At 72.7% G+C, this 14,927-nt stretch carries 14 protein-coding genes and 1 tRNA gene; 3 read left to right on the top strand and 12 right to left on the bottom strand.

Going from position 1 to position 14,927, the window contains the following annotated elements; genetic code table 11:
- Nucleotides 1-45: 45 nt before the first annotated feature.
- The 4 genes from OP18_RS08880 to OP18_RS08865 form a co-directional block, all read right to left on the bottom strand.
- A complete protein-coding gene (locus OP18_RS08880) occupies nt 46-696 on the bottom strand; it encodes a 50S ribosomal protein L25/general stress protein Ctc (RefSeq protein WP_033358314.1) in 651 nt (216 codons plus the stop codon).
- A 348-nt stretch (nt 697-1,044) separates the two neighbouring features.
- Complete coding sequence (locus tag OP18_RS08875) at nt 1,045-2,025, bottom strand: ribose-phosphate diphosphokinase (RefSeq protein WP_033358313.1); 981 nt, start codon at nt 2,023-2,025, stop codon at nt 1,045-1,047.
- 33 nt (nt 2,026-2,058) lie between these two features.
- The gene (gene glmU, locus OP18_RS08870) at nt 2,059-3,540 is read right to left on the bottom strand and encodes a bifunctional UDP-N-acetylglucosamine diphosphorylase/glucosamine-1-phosphate N-acetyltransferase GlmU (RefSeq protein ID WP_341483931.1); all 1,482 of its coding nucleotides are present in this window, start codon (nt 3,538-3,540) and stop codon (nt 2,059-2,061) included.
- 44 nt (nt 3,541-3,584) lie between these two features.
- Nucleotides 3,585-3,659, bottom strand: a tRNA-Gln gene (locus tag OP18_RS08865).
- 229 nt (nt 3,660-3,888) lie between these two features.
- Here OP18_RS08865 and OP18_RS08860 point away from each other — a divergent pair.
- The gene (locus OP18_RS08860) at nt 3,889-4,881 is read left to right on the top strand and encodes an acyl-CoA desaturase (RefSeq protein WP_033358312.1); all 993 of its coding nucleotides are present in this window, start codon (nt 3,889-3,891) and stop codon (nt 4,879-4,881) included.
- Between the two features lie 83 nt (nt 4,882-4,964).
- Nucleotides 4,965-5,567 (top strand): TetR/AcrR family transcriptional regulator, encoded by a 603-nt coding sequence (locus OP18_RS08855; RefSeq protein WP_033358590.1) that lies wholly within the window; start codon nt 4,965-4,967, stop codon nt 5,565-5,567.
- A gap of 39 nt (nt 5,568-5,606) precedes the next feature.
- Here OP18_RS08855 and OP18_RS08850 read toward each other — a convergent pair whose 3' ends face one another.
- The 5 genes from OP18_RS08850 to OP18_RS08830 are packed head-to-tail and all read right to left on the bottom strand — an operon-like array spanning nt 5,607 to nt 10,580.
- Nucleotides 5,607-6,077 (bottom strand): DUF4383 domain-containing protein, encoded by a 471-nt coding sequence (locus OP18_RS08850; protein ID WP_033358311.1) that lies wholly within the window; start codon nt 6,075-6,077, stop codon nt 5,607-5,609.
- Nucleotides 6,078-6,097: 20 nt separating this feature from the next.
- Complete coding sequence (locus OP18_RS08845) at nt 6,098-7,900, bottom strand: ABC-F family ATP-binding cassette domain-containing protein (RefSeq protein ID WP_033358310.1); 1,803 nt, start codon at nt 7,898-7,900, stop codon at nt 6,098-6,100.
- Nucleotides 7,901-8,851 carry a 4-(cytidine 5'-diphospho)-2-C-methyl-D-erythritol kinase gene (locus tag OP18_RS08840; RefSeq protein WP_033358589.1) on the bottom strand — a complete coding sequence of 317 codons (951 nt, stop codon included), beginning with the start codon at nt 8,849-8,851 and terminating at the stop codon, nt 7,901-7,903.
- Nucleotides 8,848-9,726: a 16S rRNA (adenine(1518)-N(6)/adenine(1519)-N(6))-dimethyltransferase RsmA gene (gene rsmA / locus OP18_RS08835; protein WP_033358309.1), complete on the bottom strand. Its 879-nt coding sequence runs from the start codon at nt 9,724-9,726 to the stop codon at nt 8,848-8,850. The genes OP18_RS08840 and rsmA overlap by 4 nt, the downstream gene beginning before the upstream one ends.
- Nucleotides 9,723-10,580 carry a TatD family hydrolase gene (locus OP18_RS08830; RefSeq protein ID WP_033358308.1) on the bottom strand — a complete coding sequence of 286 codons (858 nt, stop codon included), beginning with the start codon at nt 10,578-10,580 and terminating at the stop codon, nt 9,723-9,725. Before OP18_RS08830 ends, rsmA begins: the two co-directional genes overlap by 4 nt.
- A gap of 159 nt (nt 10,581-10,739) precedes the next feature.
- Between OP18_RS08830 and OP18_RS08825 the strand changes: the two genes are divergently transcribed.
- Nucleotides 10,740-11,936 (top strand): hypothetical protein, encoded by a 1,197-nt coding sequence (locus tag OP18_RS08825; protein WP_052386422.1) that lies wholly within the window; start codon nt 10,740-10,742, stop codon nt 11,934-11,936.
- A 69-nt stretch (nt 11,937-12,005) separates the two neighbouring features.
- Here OP18_RS08825 and OP18_RS08820 read toward each other — a convergent pair whose 3' ends face one another.
- The 3 genes from OP18_RS08820 to OP18_RS08810 form a co-directional block, all read right to left on the bottom strand.
- On the bottom strand, nt 12,006-12,497 hold the full coding sequence (locus tag OP18_RS08820) for a MarR family transcriptional regulator (protein ID WP_033358307.1): 492 nt from the start codon (nt 12,495-12,497) through the stop codon (nt 12,006-12,008).
- A gap of 24 nt (nt 12,498-12,521) precedes the next feature.
- Entirely contained in the window at nt 12,522-13,649 is a 1,128-nt protein-coding gene (locus tag OP18_RS08815; protein WP_245635307.1) for a PP2C family protein-serine/threonine phosphatase, read from the bottom strand.
- Between the two features lie 158 nt (nt 13,650-13,807).
- Nucleotides 13,808-14,927 (bottom strand): dolichyl-phosphate-mannose--protein mannosyltransferase (locus OP18_RS08810; RefSeq protein ID WP_033358305.1); only part of this gene is annotated, 1,120 nt, incomplete at its 5' end.

Genomic DNA, 14,927 nt, shown 5'->3' with positions numbered 1-14,927 from the left:
AGGTCGCGGGTGCCCTCGGGCGCCCGCGACCTTGTCTTGAACGACTCAGGCGTCGGCCGGCTCCGGGGTCGCCTCGGCGGCCTCGGCCTCGCCGGCCTCGGCGGCCTCGGTCGGGGCGGCCTCGCCGGTCTCACCCTCGAGCGCCTCGGCGGTCGGGGCGGCGGAGACGACGGCGACGATGGTCTCGGCGTCGGCGGCCAGCTCGGCGCCCGCGGGCATCTGCACGTCACCGGCGGTGACGTGGCTACCGGCCTCGAGGCCCGCGATGGAGACCTCGACGAACTCGGGCAGCTTGGTCGCGTCGGCGAGCACGGCCAGGGTGGTGTTCTCCACCATGACCAGGGTGTCGCGGGCGGCCTCGCCGGTCAGGTGCACGGGGATCTCGACCGTGACCTTCTCGCCGCGGCGGACGATCAGCAGGTCGACGTGCTCGTAGATGTCCTTGATCGGGTCGCGCTGGATCGCCTTCGGCAGGGCGAGCGCGGTGCCGCCGCCGGTGATCTCGATGTTGAAGATCTGGTTCTTGCCGCCGTGCCGGATGGCGGCGGCGAACTCGCGGGCGGGCAGGGCGATGTGGCGGGGCGCTTCGCCGTGGCCGTACAGCACGGCGGGCACCTTGCCGGCCCGGCGCGTGCGGCGGGCACCACCCTTGCCGAACTCGGTGCGGGGCTCAGCGCTGATCTTTACCTCGGACACGGCAAAAACTCCTGATGCGGTTGTGCGGCGGGCACCGGCCGGCGCGACCGGTAACAGTTGTCGTGGTGCGGCGCTCGGGCGAGGAGGCGCACGGGGCACAGGCCCGGAGCACCGCGTCGATCACGGAGCCCTCATGGCCGTCATGCCGAGCCGGTGAACATCCGCTTCCGCGGGATCACCGGAACGCACGCCCGGCCCTTGGAGCACCCTCGCCGTGGCAACCGGACCAGCTTACCCGAGACCTCCGACCGCCTTCACATCGCACCCGCCCGGTTGTGCAGATCACGCGCCCGTGTCAACCGGACGGGCCGCGACGCCCGCGGAAAACCCCGGAAAACCGGCGGAAAATCAGGACAGGCCGCCGAAAAGGGTCGTGACCGACCCGTCGTCGAACACCTCGCGGATCGCCCGGGCCAGCAGCGGGGCGATCGAGAGCTGGGTGATCTTGTCGACCTTCTTGTCGGTCGGCAGCGGCAGCGTGTTGGTTACCACGATCTCGCTGATCCGGCTGGCGGAGAGCCGGTCGCAGGCCGGGTCGGACAGCACCGGGTGGGTCGCGGCGACCACGACGTCGGCGGCACCCTCGTTGAAGAGGATGTCGGCGGCGCCGACGATCGTGCCGCCCGTGTCGATCATGTCGTCGACGATCAGGCAGACCCGGCCCTCGACCTCGCCGACGACCCGGTTGGCCACGATCTGGTTGGGCTTGGAGGGGTCCCGGGTCTTGTGGATGAAGGCGAGCGGGCAGCCGCCGAGGCGGTCGGTCCAGCGCTCGGCGACCCGCACCCGGCCGGAGTCGGGCGCGACGACGGTGATCGGACGCCCGGCGTACTTGGCGTCGATGTGGTCGGCGAGGGTGTTCATCGCGAACAGGTGGTCGACCGGCCCGTCGAAGAAGCCCTGGATCTGCGCGGTGTGCAGGTCGACGGTGAGGATCCGGTTCGCCCCGGCGGTCTTGAGCAGGTCGGCGACGAGCCGGGCGGAGATCGGCTCACGCCCGCGGTGCTTCTTGTCCTGCCGCGCGTACGGGTAGAACGGCAGCACGACCGTGATCCGCTTGGCCGAGCCGCGCTTGAGCGCGTCGACCATGATCAGGCACTCCATCAGCCAGTCGTTGATCGGCGCGACCATCGACTGCACGACGAAGGCGTCGGAGCCGCGCACCGACTCCCGGTAGCGGATGAAGATCTCGCCGCTGGCGAAGTCGTAGGCGTCCATCGGTGTCGGCTCGACGCCGAGCACCGCCCCGATCTCCTCAGCGAGCGCGGGAAACCCCCGGCCGGAGAAGAGCATGAGGTTCTTGCGGTTCTCCGAACTGATGCTGGCCATTAGGGTCGCCCGCTCCCGATCTCGTGGTTGGGCTCATTGTTCGTCGCGCGGCCCCACGTCGGCCACCGAGGCGGGGGTGACGTGGTTTTCTTCACGTGTATGGGCGTCGCGCGCGGCTTGCGCGGCGGCTGTGCCTGGGCGCTTGCGCTCGACCCAGCCCTCGATGTTGCGCTGCGGGGCGCGGGACACGCCGAGCGCCCCCGGCGGCACGTCCTTGGTGATCACGCTGCCCGCGGCCGTGTAGGCGCCGTCGCCGACGTGCACCGGGGCGACGAACATGTTGTCGGCGCCGGTGCGCGCGTGCGCGCCGATCACCGAGCGGCGCTTCTGCACCCCGTCGTAGTTGACGAAGACGGTCGCGGCGCCGATGTTGGTGCCCTCGCCGATCTCGGCGTCGCCGACGTAGGACAGGTGCGGGACCTTCGCGCCGTCGCCGACGGTGGCGGCCTTGGTCTCCACGAACGTGCCGATCTTCGACTTGCGCCCGAGGCGCGTGCCGGGGCGCAGGTACGCGAACGGCCCGACCGACGCCTGCGGCCCGATCTCCGAGGACAGCGCGTGGGTGCGCACGACGGTGGCGCCGTCGCCGACGACCACGTCGACGAGCGTGGTGTCCGGGCCGACCACCGCGCCCTCGCCGACGCGGGTCGCGCCGCGCAGGTGGGTGTTGGGCTCGACGACCGCGTCCCTGCCGAGGGTGACCGTGACGTCGATCCAGGTGGTCGCCGGGTCGATGATGGCGACGCCGTCGCGCATCCACTCGTCGTTGATCCGGTCCCGCATGATCGCGCGCAGCCCGGCGAGCTCGGCGCGGTCGTTGGCGCCGAGGGTCTCCGTCGCGTCCGGGGCGCGGTGCGCGACGATCGGTGCGCCGGCCGCGGCGAGCAGCCCGATGACGTCGGTGAGGTACTCCTCGCCCTGGTCGTTGTCGGTGGAGAGCTTGCCGAGCATCTCGCGCAGCCGCTCGGCGTCGAACACGTAGGCGCCCGAGTTGATCTCGCGGATGGCCCGCTGGGCGGGGGTGGCGTCGCGCTCCTCGACGATCGCGGCGAACTCGCCGCCCCGGTTGCGCACGATGCGGCCGAGGCCGGTGGGGTCGGCCACCTCGGCGGTCAGCACGGTGGCGGCCGCCTTGGTGCTCTCGTGCGTGTGGATCAGCGCGCTGAGGGTCTCGGCGCGCAGCAGCGGGATGTCGCCGTTGAGCACGACCACGGTGCCGGTCAGCCCGGCAGCCAGCCCTGGGGTCTCGTCCAGCGCGATGCGCACGGCGTGCCCGGTGCCGCGCCGCTCGATCTGGGTGACCGGCACGGCCTCGGGGGCGACCTGCTCCAGGTGCGCGCGGACCAGCTCACCGCCGTGACCGACGACCACCGTGACGGCGCCGCCGACGGCCTCCTGCGCCGCGGCCAGCACGTGACCCACCAGGGTCCGGCCGAGCAGCGGGTGGAGCACCTTCGGCAGGGCGGACTTCATCCGCTTCCCCTCGCCGGCGGCCAGGATGATCACGTTTCGCACGGGCGCGCTCCTCGACGGTGTCGGTGCGCCCCATCGTAGTCAGGTGGCTGGGGTGCCAGGATTCGAACCTGGACTGCGAGGCTCCAAAGGCCTGCGGGCTGCCGTTACCCCACACCCCAAAGATCTGCGAGTGCAGCCTACCGGGCCCATCAATCCGGCTCGTATCGAGGCCGGTTTGCTCACCCGGGCGGCGGGCCGGCCGATCTTTCTGGACGAACATCACACAAGACGGCGGGTAATCAGCTTGACACGAAGCTCGTATGGCGAACCTACGGACCCGTAAGTTACGGTGACGTAAGCGTAGCCGTCGATCTTCCCCGCCCGGCGAAGAGCCCGTTGAGAGGTGCCATGTCCGCTGTACTCCTTGATCCCACCCCTGGTCACACCCCAGACCGCGGGCCGAAGGCCCTGACCGAAGGGCGTCAGAGCGTCGGGATCCTGGTCGCCCTGTGGGGCTTCGTGGTCCTGCCGTTCGCCGCCCTCCTGGCGGCCGTCCCGCTCGCCTGGGGGTGGGGCCTCACCTGGCTCGACGTCGCGCTCGGCGCCGTGTTCTACGTGATCGGCGGGCTCGGTATCGGCTCGGGCTTCCACCGGTACCTCACCCACGGCGCCTTCAAGGCCAACCGGGGGCTGCGCATCGCGCTGACCATCGCCGGCAGCACCGCGATCGAGGGCAACCCGACGCAGTGGGTCGCCGACCACCGCCGGCACCACGCGTTCTCCGACCGCGAGGGTGACCCGCACTCGCCGTGGCGCTTCGGGGAGTCCTTCGGCGGCCTGGTGAAGGGCCTCTTCTACGCCCACGTGGGCTGGCTGTTCTTCCGCGAGCTGTCCAACCGGGAGCGCTTCGCCCCGGACCTGCTCGCCGACCGGGACATCCGCCGCATCGACAAGCTCTTCCCGGTGATCGTGATCCTGTCCGCGACGCTGCCCGCCGCCATCGCCGGCCTGGTCACCTGGTCCTGGCAGGGGGCGCTGTCGGCGTTCTTCTGGGCCGGCCTGGTCCGCATCGGCCTGCTGCACCACGTCACCTGGTCGATCAACTCGATCTGCCACGTCTACGGGGAGCGGCCGTTCGAGACCCGCGACGGCGACAAGGCCAGCAACTTCTGGCCCCTCGCGATCCTGTCCTTCGGCGAGAGCTGGCACAACCTGCACCACGCCGACCCGACCTGCGCCCGCCACGGGGTCGACAAGGGCCAGATCGACATCAACGCCCGGCTCATCTGGATCTTCGAGAAGCTCGGCTGGGCCACGGACGTGCGCTGGCCGAAGCGTGACCGGCTCGATGCGAAGCGGGTCATCGCCGCTGGTGGCACGGCTGGCACGATGAGCGGGTGACCGACCTTCCGGAGGAGACACCGCACGTCCAGCGCTCGACGAGCCCACCGCCACCGCCGAGCCTGCCGAAATCACGGGTGCGGATGTCCGCCGCCCAGCGCCGCGAGCAGCTCATCGCCATCGGGCGGGCGCTGTTCGCGGAGCGGGGCTTCGACGCCACCTCCATCGAGGAGGTGGCGTCGCGTGCGAAGGTCTCCAAACCCGTCGTCTACGAGCACTTCGGGGGCAAGGAAGGGCTCTACGCGGTGGTCGTGGACCGCGAGGTGCGGGGCCTGCTGGACCGGATCAGCAACGCACTGACCGCGGGCCACCCGCACGAGCTGCTCGAGCAGGCGGCCCTGGCGCTGCTGGACTACATCGAGAACGAGACCGACGGCTTCCGGGTGCTGGTGCGCGAGTCGCCGGTGATGTCGCCGACCGGCAACTTCATGAGTGTCCTCAACGACGTCGCGCACCAGGCCGAACACATCCTCGGCTCGGAGTTCAAGCGCCGCGGCTTCGACCCGAAGCTCGCCGAGCTCTACGCGCAGGCCCTCGTCGGGATGGTGGCGCTGACCGGCCGGTGGTGGCTGGAGGTGCGCAAGCCGCGCAAGGAGGTCGTCGCGGCGCACCTGGTCAACCTCGCGTGGAACGGGCTCTCCAACATGGAGGCGAAGCCCACGCTCGTCACCAGGCAGGGCAAGTAGGACGGCGCGGGCGGCGCCCAGGGGACGCCGCCCGCGGTCTCACGCCGTGCGGGGACCGTGCCGGAACTGCTCCTCGGCCTCGGCCGCGGAGGCGCTGCCGACCCGGTCGTAGAGGCTGGCGACGCCGGTGATGCCGGCGAGGACGAACGTGACGATCACGTTGACCATCGAGAACGCGAAGATGTTGGCCTCGGTCTGCATCAGCGCGAGCATCGCCATGCCGACGACCGTCAGCACCACGCCCGCGAGCTGGTTGACGTGGTGGGCCAGGTTGCGCCCGATGAGGTTGGCGCCGAGCACGACGACCCCGGCGACCAGCGACAGCAGCGAGAAGGCGGGGTTGGTGCGCAGCCCCAGCACCCACTCGGCCTCGTCCTGCGTGAAGAACGGCTTGCCCGACGTCTGGACGAATCCGACCACGCCGAAGACCAGCATGTAGAGACCGGCGACGACGCAGAGCAGCCGGTACAGGGGCCGGAGGTGGTGGTTGATCGGAAAGTGAGCGGCCATGACCGCATTCTAGGGCCGGGTCATCCGGCGATCTCGGCGAGGGCGAGCCATTGCTCCTCGATGAGCGCTTTCTCCTCCTGTACGGCGCGCAGCTCGGCGTCCAGCGTGGTGATCCGGGCGTAGTCGGTGGCGTGCTCGGCCAGCTGGGCGTGCAGCGCCGCCTCCTTCTGCGCGAGCCGGTCCATGCTGCGTTCCAGCTTCGCCAGCTCCTTCTTCGCCGCCCGCGCGTCCTTCTCCGACGCGCGCAGGTCCGCGGCGCGTTCCTTGCCGGCCTGCGGCGCCGGTTCGCGGCCGGCGCCGAACCCCTCCCCGGGGCCGCTGATGCGCTCCAGGTACTCGTCGACCCCGCCCGGCAGGTGGACCAGGTGCCCGTCGCCGAACATGCCGTAGACGACGTCGGCGACCCGCTCGACCAGGTACCGGTCGTGGCTGGCCACCACGATCGTGCCCGGCCACGAGTCGAGCAGGTCCTCCAGCGCGGCGAGGGTGTCGATGTCCAGGTCGTTGGTCGGCTCGTCGAGCAGCAGCACGTTGGGCTCCGCGGCGAGCAGGCGCAGCAGCTGCAGCCGGCGCCGCTCGCCGCCGGACAGGTCGGCGACCGGCGTCCAGACCCGGGCGCCGCTGAAGCCGAAGACCTCGGCCAGCTGCGACGCGGTCAGCTCCCGGTCGCCGAGCCTGACCCGCTTGGCGACCTCCTCGACCGCCTCGAGCAGGCGCAGCCCCGCCGGCAGCTCGTGCAGCTCCTGCGACAGGAACGCGGCCCGCACGGTGCTGCCGCGCAGAATCCGGCCGCCGTCGGGCTCGCGGACCCCGGCCAGGACCCGCAGCAGCGTCGTCTTGCCGGCGCCGTTGGCGCCGAGGATCGCGATCCGGTCGCCGGGGCCGACCAGCCAGTCCACATCGGACAGCAGGGTCCGCTGCCCGGCGCGCAGGTCCACCTTGGACAGCTCGTACACCTGCTTGCCCAGCCGCGACACGGCGAGCCGCTGCAACGACACCGTGTCGCGGGCCGGCGGCACGTCGGCGATCAGCGCGTTGGCCGCGTCGATGCGGAACTTGGGCTTGCTGGTCCGCGCCGGCGGGCCGCGCCGCAGCCAGGCGATCTCCTTGCGCAGCAGGTTCTGCCGGCGCGACTCGGCCTCGGCGGCGACCCGCAGCCGCTCGGCCCGCGCGAGGGTCCAGGCGGCGTAGCCGCCCTCGTAGGCGCGCACGGTCGCGTCGGCGACCTCCCACGTGGTCGTGCAGACCGCGTCCAGGAACCACCGGTCGTGGGTCACGACCATGAGCGCGCCGCGGCGCTGCAGCAGGTGCCGCGCCAGCCAGGCGATGCCGGCGACGTCGAGGTGGTTGGTGGGCTCGTCGAGGATCAGCAGGTCCGCGGGGCGCACCAGCAGCGCGGCGATCGCGATGCGCCGCCGCTCGCCGCCGGACATCGGCCCGACCGGCGCGTCCAGGCCCAGGTGCGGCATGCCGAGCCCGTTGAGCACCGTGCGGACGCCGGCGTCGCCGGCCCACTCGTGCTCCGCGGCGAACGCGGCGGGCAGCCAGGCGGTGCCGATGATGACGTCGCGGACGGTCGCCGCCGGCGGCAGGTCGAGATTCTGCGGCAGGGCGGAGACCCGCAGGTCACGCCGGTGGGTGACGCGGCCCTCGTCGGGCTCCTCGGCCTTGGTGAGCATCCGCAGCAGGGTCGTCTTGCCCGCCCCGTTGAGCCCGACGACGCCGATGCGGTCGGCGTCGTCGACGCCGAGGGACACCTCGTCGAAGATCCGGCCGGCCGGGTACGTCTTGCCGACCTTGTCCAGGTTGATGATGTTGGCCATCTACAGCACTCTCGCTCCGGGCACGGGGCCGACGGCGGTGCGCACCGCGCGGCAGCAGTCGCTGGCCTCCAGGTCGGCCGCGAGCAGCGCCGCGTGCCTGGCGTCCTCGGCCAGGAAGACGCAGGTCGGGCCGGAGCCGGAGACCAGGGCGGCCAGCGCGCCGGCGTCCAGCCCGGCGTCCAGCACGCCGCGCAGCTCCGGCCGCAGGTGCAGCGCGGCGGCCTGCAGGTCGTTGGCCAGGTGGGCGGCGAGCACGTCGGGGTCCTTCTGCCGCAGCGCGGCGAGCAGCCCGTCCGGGGGGCCCGCCTCGCTCTGGGCGCCCAGTTCGTCGAACGTCCGGTAGACCGTCGGGGTCGACAGGCCCTCCTCGGCCACCGCCAGCACCCAGTGCCACGCGTGCCCGCCGGTCAGGATCGGGCTGACCAGCTCGCCGCGGCCGGTGCCCAGCGCGGTGCCGCCCAGGACCAGGAACGGGATGTCGGAGCCCAGGGTGGCGGCGATGCCGGCGAGGTCGTCGCGGGACAGCCCGGTCCCCCACAGCTGGTCGCAGGCGACGAGGGCGGCGGCCGCGTCGGCGCTGCCGCCGGCGAGTCCCGCGGCGATCGGGATCTGCTTCTTCAGGTGCAGCCGGGCGTGCGGGTCGTGGCCGGTCTCCGCCGCGAGGGCCCGCGCCGCCCGGATGACGAGGTTGTCCTCGCCGAGCGACAGGTGCCCGGTCCCCTCGCCCTCCATGGTGAGCGTCAGCGTGTCGCCGCGGCGGGCGGTGATCTCGTCGTACAGGCCGATGGCGTGGTAGACGGTGGTCAGCTCGTGGAAGCCGTCGGGCCGGGTGGGGCCGACGTGCAGGTGGAGGTTGATCTTCGCCGGCACGCGGACCCGGACCGGTCCGTGCGCGGCCAGGCGCGGCCGGTCGAACTCCTCGTCGTCGTCGGAGAAGAGCGGCTCGGTCACGTGGAGCACCCTACCTGGGCCGTGCCTCCCCCAGCGTGCGCCTGCCGCTGGCTCGCGATGCGGGTGAAGTCCTCCACCGTGAGCTGCTCCCCGCGGGCGCCGGGGTCGACCGCCGCGGCCCGCAGCGTCCGCTCCGCGGCGTCGGGGCCGCCGGCCCAGCCGGCGAGCGCGGCCCGCAGCGTCTTGCGGCGCTGGGCGAACGCGGCGTCCACCACGGCGAACGTCGCCGCCCGGTCGGCGGCCGCGTCGGCGGGTGGTTCCCGCCGGGTGAACGCCACCAGGCCCGAGTCGACGTTCGGCACCGGCCAGAAGACGCTCGGTGGCACCTTGCCGGCCTGCTTCGCCGTCGCGTACCAGGCGAGCTTCACGCTCGGCACGCCGTAGACGCGGCTGCCGGGGCCGGCGACGAGCCGGTCGGCGACCTCCTTCTGCACCATGACCAGGCCCTTGCGCAGCGACGGCACGGTGGCCAGCAGGTGCAGCACGACGGGCACGGCCACGTTGTACGGCAGGTTCGCCACCAGCGCGGTCGGCTCCCGGTCCAGCTGGACCCGCAGCGCGTCGCCCTCCACCACGTGCAGCCGGTCGGCGTGCTGCGGGGCGTACCGGGCGACGGTGTCCGGCAGCGCCTTGGCCAGTACCGGATCGATCTCGACGGCGCACACGGCCCGCGCGACCTCCAGCAGGCCCAGGGTGAGCGAGCCGAGCCCCGGCCCGACCTCCAGCGCGACGTCGTCGCCGGTCAGCTCCGCCGCGCGCACGATGCGCCGCACGGTGTTGGGGTCGTGGACGAAGTTCTGCCCCAGCTGCTTGGTCGGCCGGACGCCGAGCGACGCCGCGAGGTCCCGGATCTCGGCCGGCCCGAGCAGGGTCATCGCCAGTCGCCGAACGCGCGGGTGCCGTTGGCCGACAGGGCCGCGCACAGCGCGTCCAGGTCGTGCCCGGTGACCTCGGCCAGGGCCCGCACCGTCAGCGGGATCAGGTAGCTGGCGTTGGGCCGGCCGCGGAACGGTGTCGGGGTGAGGAACGGCGCGTCGGTCTCCACCAGCAGCCCGTCCAGCGGCGTGATCGCGGCCGCCGCCCGCAGCTGCCGGGCGTTGCCGAACGTGAGGGTGCCGGCGAAGCTCAGCAGGAACCCGCGGTCCAGGCACTCCCGGGCGAAGGACTCGTCGCCGGAGAAGCAGTGCATGACGACCTGGTCCGGGGCGCCCTCCTCGTCCAGCACGCGCAGGATGTCGTCGTGCGCGTCGCGGTCGTGGATGACGAGGGTCTTGCCGTGCCGCTTGGCGATCGCGATGTGCGCCCGGAAGCTCTCGTGCTGGGCCTTGCGCCCGTCCTCGCCGGTGCGGAAGTAGTCCAGCCCGGTCTCGCCGATGCCGCGGACCCGCGGGTGGGCGGCGAGCCGCTCGATCTCCCGCAGCGCACCGTCCAGGTCCGCCAGGCGCGGCGCGTCGTTCGGGTGCAGGGCGACCGTCGCCACCACCCCCGGGTGCTCCTCGGCGACCCGTACCCCCCACCGCGACGACGGGACGTCGACGCCGACCTGCACGAGCCGGTCGACGCCGGCCGCCGCGGCCAGCGCGAGGGCGTCGGCCACCGTCGACGGGCCGCCCACCCCGTCGTCCTCGAGGGTGATGTCGATGTGGGTGTGGCTGTCCGGCACCGCGACCGGCAACGGCTCGGGCGGCGGCGGGAACGTGCCCTCCCGGCTGTGTTTTCTCGCACTCACGCCGCGGGCCCGCCTCGGCGCCCGGCGCCGCCGGGCGCCTCACACTGCACCATCATCTGCTCGTTTCGCTCAGTCATCGGCCATAAGCATGCCACCCCCGCCTCCGGCGTTCACGGTTCGTTCACCGCATCCACATCACCCGGCCTTAGCGTCGCGAAGGTGACAGTCATCGGGCATGCGGAAGGGTCGGCGACCCGCAGCGTGACCCTCGACGGGACCACCTACCCGGCCGAGGAGATCGCGCAGGGCGCCGCGTTCGAGGTGTTCGCGACACAGCCCGCCCCCGGCTTCCTGCCCAACCCACGGCCCGGCGCCCGCTGGCCGTTCCGGCGGTTCGTGCACGCGACCGAGGTCGGCTCGGCGCTGGACGGGCTGGAGGACGAGCCGCTGCTCATGCCGGTCACCCGCGCGTTGGACTGGACCGCCCTGCACAAGCTCACCCAGTCGCCGGCCGCCGCCGCGCAGCTGGCCCCGATCCGCCGCACCGCCGCCGTCCGCCGCGGCACCCGGATGATCAAGTTCCTGACCGGCCGCCAGCTCGGCGGCCACCTGCGCGGCTGGCCGATCAGCGGCTTCTGCTACCGCGCCTTCGACGTCGCCCACCTGCGCACCCCGGCCGACCTGGCCATCCTCAGCGGCGGCAGCCCCGACGCCGACGGCGGCGTGGTCTTCGCGATCCGCTGGCGGGCGGTGGACCCCTGGGACTACGAGGTGCCCCTGGCCGGCGCGTACGACGGCCTCGTCGCCATGCCCCCGCACGACCGGCTCGGCTCCCCCGTCATCGGCACCGGCTTCACCCCCAGCGGCCGGCACATCGTGCCCGAGTTCGTCACCCGCGACCTCGCCGAGCTGCCCGTCCCGGCCAACACGTCGCTGGTCGCCTACACCGGCGACGGCACCGAGGTGACGCTGTACACGTACCTGCCGGAGCAGCGGGCGTGGAGCCGCATGTACGGCCCGCAGTGGCGCCACCTGCTGCCGGACACCATCGCCGCCGACCAGGAGTACTTCCCGACCAGCACGCCGCTGACCCGGTACGTGGGCCGCTACCGCGACAACGTCTACGAGGCGATCGTCGACCCGCCGGGCGAGTTCCGGGTCGCCGCCAGGACGCGCGCCGCCCGCTACCCGCTGGACGCCCTGGCCCGCCGCATCCCGTCGGCCACCTGGCGCGACGCGCCCTGCACCGTGGTCCGCGAGGAGGGCGACTGGCTCCGGCTGCGGCTGAGCCGCCCCGACGGTGACCAGGTCGCCCGGCTGGGCGCCCACTGCGTGGAGCGCGGCCTGTACGAGGCCTGGGCCCCCGCCGCCGAGGTCACCGACCCGCGCGAGGACGACCACTGGTACGAGCTGTAGCACCTCCCCGTCATCCCGGACGGTGGCGGCCCCGGCCGCCGGAACCGTCCGGATCACGGCGGAGCGGGCTCAGCTGGCCTGGGCCTCGGAGGAGCCGGCCACCGGGGCGCCGGCGGCGTGGGAGAACGACTGCAGGCCCTGCACGAGGGCGGCGCGGTCGTCCGGGGACATGCGGCGCAGGACCGCGGCGATGGTCTCCTGGCGCTGGCGGCTGAGGCCGTCGAGCAGGCGGCGGGCCGTCGGGGTCAGCACCAGCCACACCTCGCGGCGGTCACGCTCGTCGTTGGTGCGCCGCAGCAGGTCGGCGGCCTCGAGCCGGTCGCAGAGACGGCTGGCCGAGGACGGCGCGGTGCGCAGCGCGATCGCCAGCTGGGTCAGGTTGATCGAGCCGGCCTGGTCGACGACGCCGAGGACGCGCAGCTGGGCGGCGGAGACGCCGGAGTTGTCGTTCGCGGCGCTGGTGGCGAGGACCAGGGCCTGACCCGCGGCATCGACCAGCACGGCGGCCGTGGACGCCGCGTCGTCACTGCCAGCCGGGTGCGGTGAAGGTCGGCTCCGCACGTCGTCCTCCGAGGGTCGCGGGGATCACGGGTCGGCTCTGGGCGACCAGTCGATGCAGACGATCAACGCATCGTCGGCGAGCTCGGCGCCCGCGTGATAGTCACGGAGGCTCCGCATGACGCTGCTGATCGCTTCGGCCGGTGGCTGCAACCGAGTCGATCGTATGGCACGGCTCAACTCGCGCTCACCGTACGCGGGTTCGTTCGGCCGGGTGGCATTATGCACCCCGTCGCTGACGATGAAGAGGCGGTCCCCGGGGCGCAGCCGCTCCCGCTCCTCGACGTATTTGGTGTCGCCGAACATGCCCAGCGGCAGCTGCGGGTCGAGGACCATGTCGCGGACCTGGCCGCCGCGCACCAGCAGCAGCCGGGGCGAGCCGGCGTCGATGATGCGCAGCTCGCCGGTGGCGATGTTGAGCGCCAGCAGCAGGGTCGCGACGTGGCGGGTGCCGCCGTACTGCGAGGAGATCGCGTCGGCGGCGAGGACCGCCTGGTCGGCCAGGTCGCCGGGGGCGCTCTGCCCGGTGGGGATCGACCGGCGCGCGTTGCGCATGGCGTTGACCGCGAGGGTGGTGAGCAGCGCGGCGTCCAGGCCGGTGCCCATGCCGTTGAGCGCGGTGACGGTGAGCCAGTCGCCGTTGACGGACCAGTCGAAGTGGTCGCCGCCGACGGCGTACGCCGGCTCCAGCTGCCCGGCGAGCTTCAGGCCGGGCTGGTCGTAGCCGCGGGCGGGCAGCAGGTCCCACTGCATCTCGGCGGCCATCGTCAGCCGCCCGCTGCGCCGCCGGTCGAGGTGGTAGCGGTCGGTGCGCCGGTACGCCGCCTGCAGCGCGACCGCGAACGCGCCGGCCACCTCGCGCAGGCTCTCGCGGGCCTCCTGGGCGCGGTCGGCGTCCAGGAGCACGCTGAGCACCCCGACGCGCTCGCCCCACGCGCTGATCGGCAGGTGCAGCCGGGCGAGCGACTGGCCCTCCCGGGCCTCCAGGACGACCGTCTGGCTGGCGAAGGCGCGGGTGGCCGACGGCAGCTGGTCCTCGGCGCGCGCGGGATCGACCCCGCTCGGCGAGAGCGCGGTCGAGCGGTAGTCGGCGAGCCACACGGTGCTGCTCTTCGTGCCGTGGGCCGCGCTCAGATGGGCGTCGAGCACCTCCACCAGGCGATCAGGTGGAGCGGTGCGCAAAGCCTTCTCGATGGAGCCAACGCCGGACATGCGAGCCTTTCACCATCCGCGACCGAAGCCTTTGCTTGCCGTGCGGCAAACAATATAAGGCAGTCCGTCGACTGTGGTGATACCCAGTCACCGCCGCGGTGCTACACCCAGCGAGATCCGAGCCACATGCGGGAGAACCACTCGGTGTACGTAATGTCCATACCACTATAGATCGGGTAGAAATACGCGAAGCACGCCGCGACGAGCAGTACGTACGCCCCGGCCACGATCGAGCCGATCAACCGGTGGTCGCTCGCGGGCTTCACGTGCCTCGGCGGGCCGATGACGGCGCCCAGCACGTACACCACGGCGAGGACCAGGAACGGCTCGGCGGGCAGGGCGTAGAAGTAGAACATCGTGCGGTGCTCCGGCATGTTCTGGAACCACGGCACGATGCCGGCGAGGGCGCAGACCATGATCAGCCAGGCGCGGCCGTCGCGGCGGGCGATCGCGAGCCAGCCCAGGGCGATCAGCGCCGGCAGGAACGACCACCACAGCAGCGGCGTGCCGAGCAGCAGGATCTCCGACGCGCAGCTGCCGGCGCCGCACGGGCCGTCGGTGTTCCAGTAGAACGCCACCGGGCGGCCCAGCAGCAGCCACATCCAGGGCCACGACTGGTACTGGTGCTTCGAGCTCAGCCCGGTGTGGAACTTGTACGCCTCCACGTGGTAGTGCCAGAGGTTGTACAGCGGGTCGATGACGGGACGGTCGCCGGTCCGGCCGTTGCTCTGCGCGTACCAGTGCCGGAAGTAGCCGTCGTCGGAGAGGAACCAGCCGGTCCAGGTCGCGAGGTAGGCCGCCAGCGCGAGACCGAACACGGCGAAGATCCAGCCGCCGTCGTCGAGGATGCCGTCGCGGATCGCGTGCCGCGACCCGGCGGCGCGGCGGGCGCTGATGTCGAAGATCAGTGTCAGCGCGACGAAGAGCAGCACGTACCACAGCGCGCTCCACTTGACGCCGCAGGCGAGGCCGAGGGAGACGGCGCAGGCCAGCCGGTACCACGGCACGCCCAGCCGCGGCCGGTTGCCGGCGCCGGGCCGGCTCGGGTCGACCCCCCGCTCCAGCGCCGCGAGCCACCTGGCGCGGCGCTGCTCGCGGTCCAGGACCAGGAAGAAGAACGCGACCACGATCCAGAACATCAGGAAGATGTCCAGCAGCGCCGCCCGCGACAGCACGAAGTGCATGCCGTCCAGCGACATCAGCAACCCCGCCGTCGCGGCC

Origin of the sequence: Dactylosporangium aurantiacum (assembly GCF_000716715.1) — a bacterium.
Taxonomy (GTDB): domain Bacteria; phylum Actinomycetota; class Actinomycetes; order Mycobacteriales; family Micromonosporaceae; genus Dactylosporangium; species Dactylosporangium aurantiacum.
This window is presented reverse-complemented; position numbering and strand designations above follow the sequence as displayed.

Excerpts from the sequence above, each read along its gene's own strand:
- OP18_RS08860 (WP_033358312.1), top strand. The coding sequence starts at position 3,889 with ATGTCCGCTGTACTCCTTGATCCCACCCCTGGTCACACCCCAGACCGC.
- rsmA (WP_033358309.1), bottom strand. The coding sequence starts at position 9,726 with ATGACCCTGCTCGGGCCGGCCGAGATCCGGGACCTCGCGGCGTCGCTC.
- OP18_RS08850 (WP_033358311.1), bottom strand. The coding sequence starts at position 6,077 with ATGGCCGCTCACTTTCCGATCAACCACCACCTCCGGCCCCTGTACCGG.
- OP18_RS08875 (WP_033358313.1), bottom strand. The coding sequence starts at position 2,025 with ATGGCCAGCATCAGTTCGGAGAACCGCAAGAACCTCATGCTCTTCTCC.
- OP18_RS08855 (WP_033358590.1), top strand. The coding sequence starts at position 4,965 with ATGTCCGCCGCCCAGCGCCGCGAGCAGCTCATCGCCATCGGGCGGGCG.
- OP18_RS08845 (WP_033358310.1), bottom strand. The coding sequence starts at position 7,900 with ATGGCCAACATCATCAACCTGGACAAGGTCGGCAAGACGTACCCGGCC.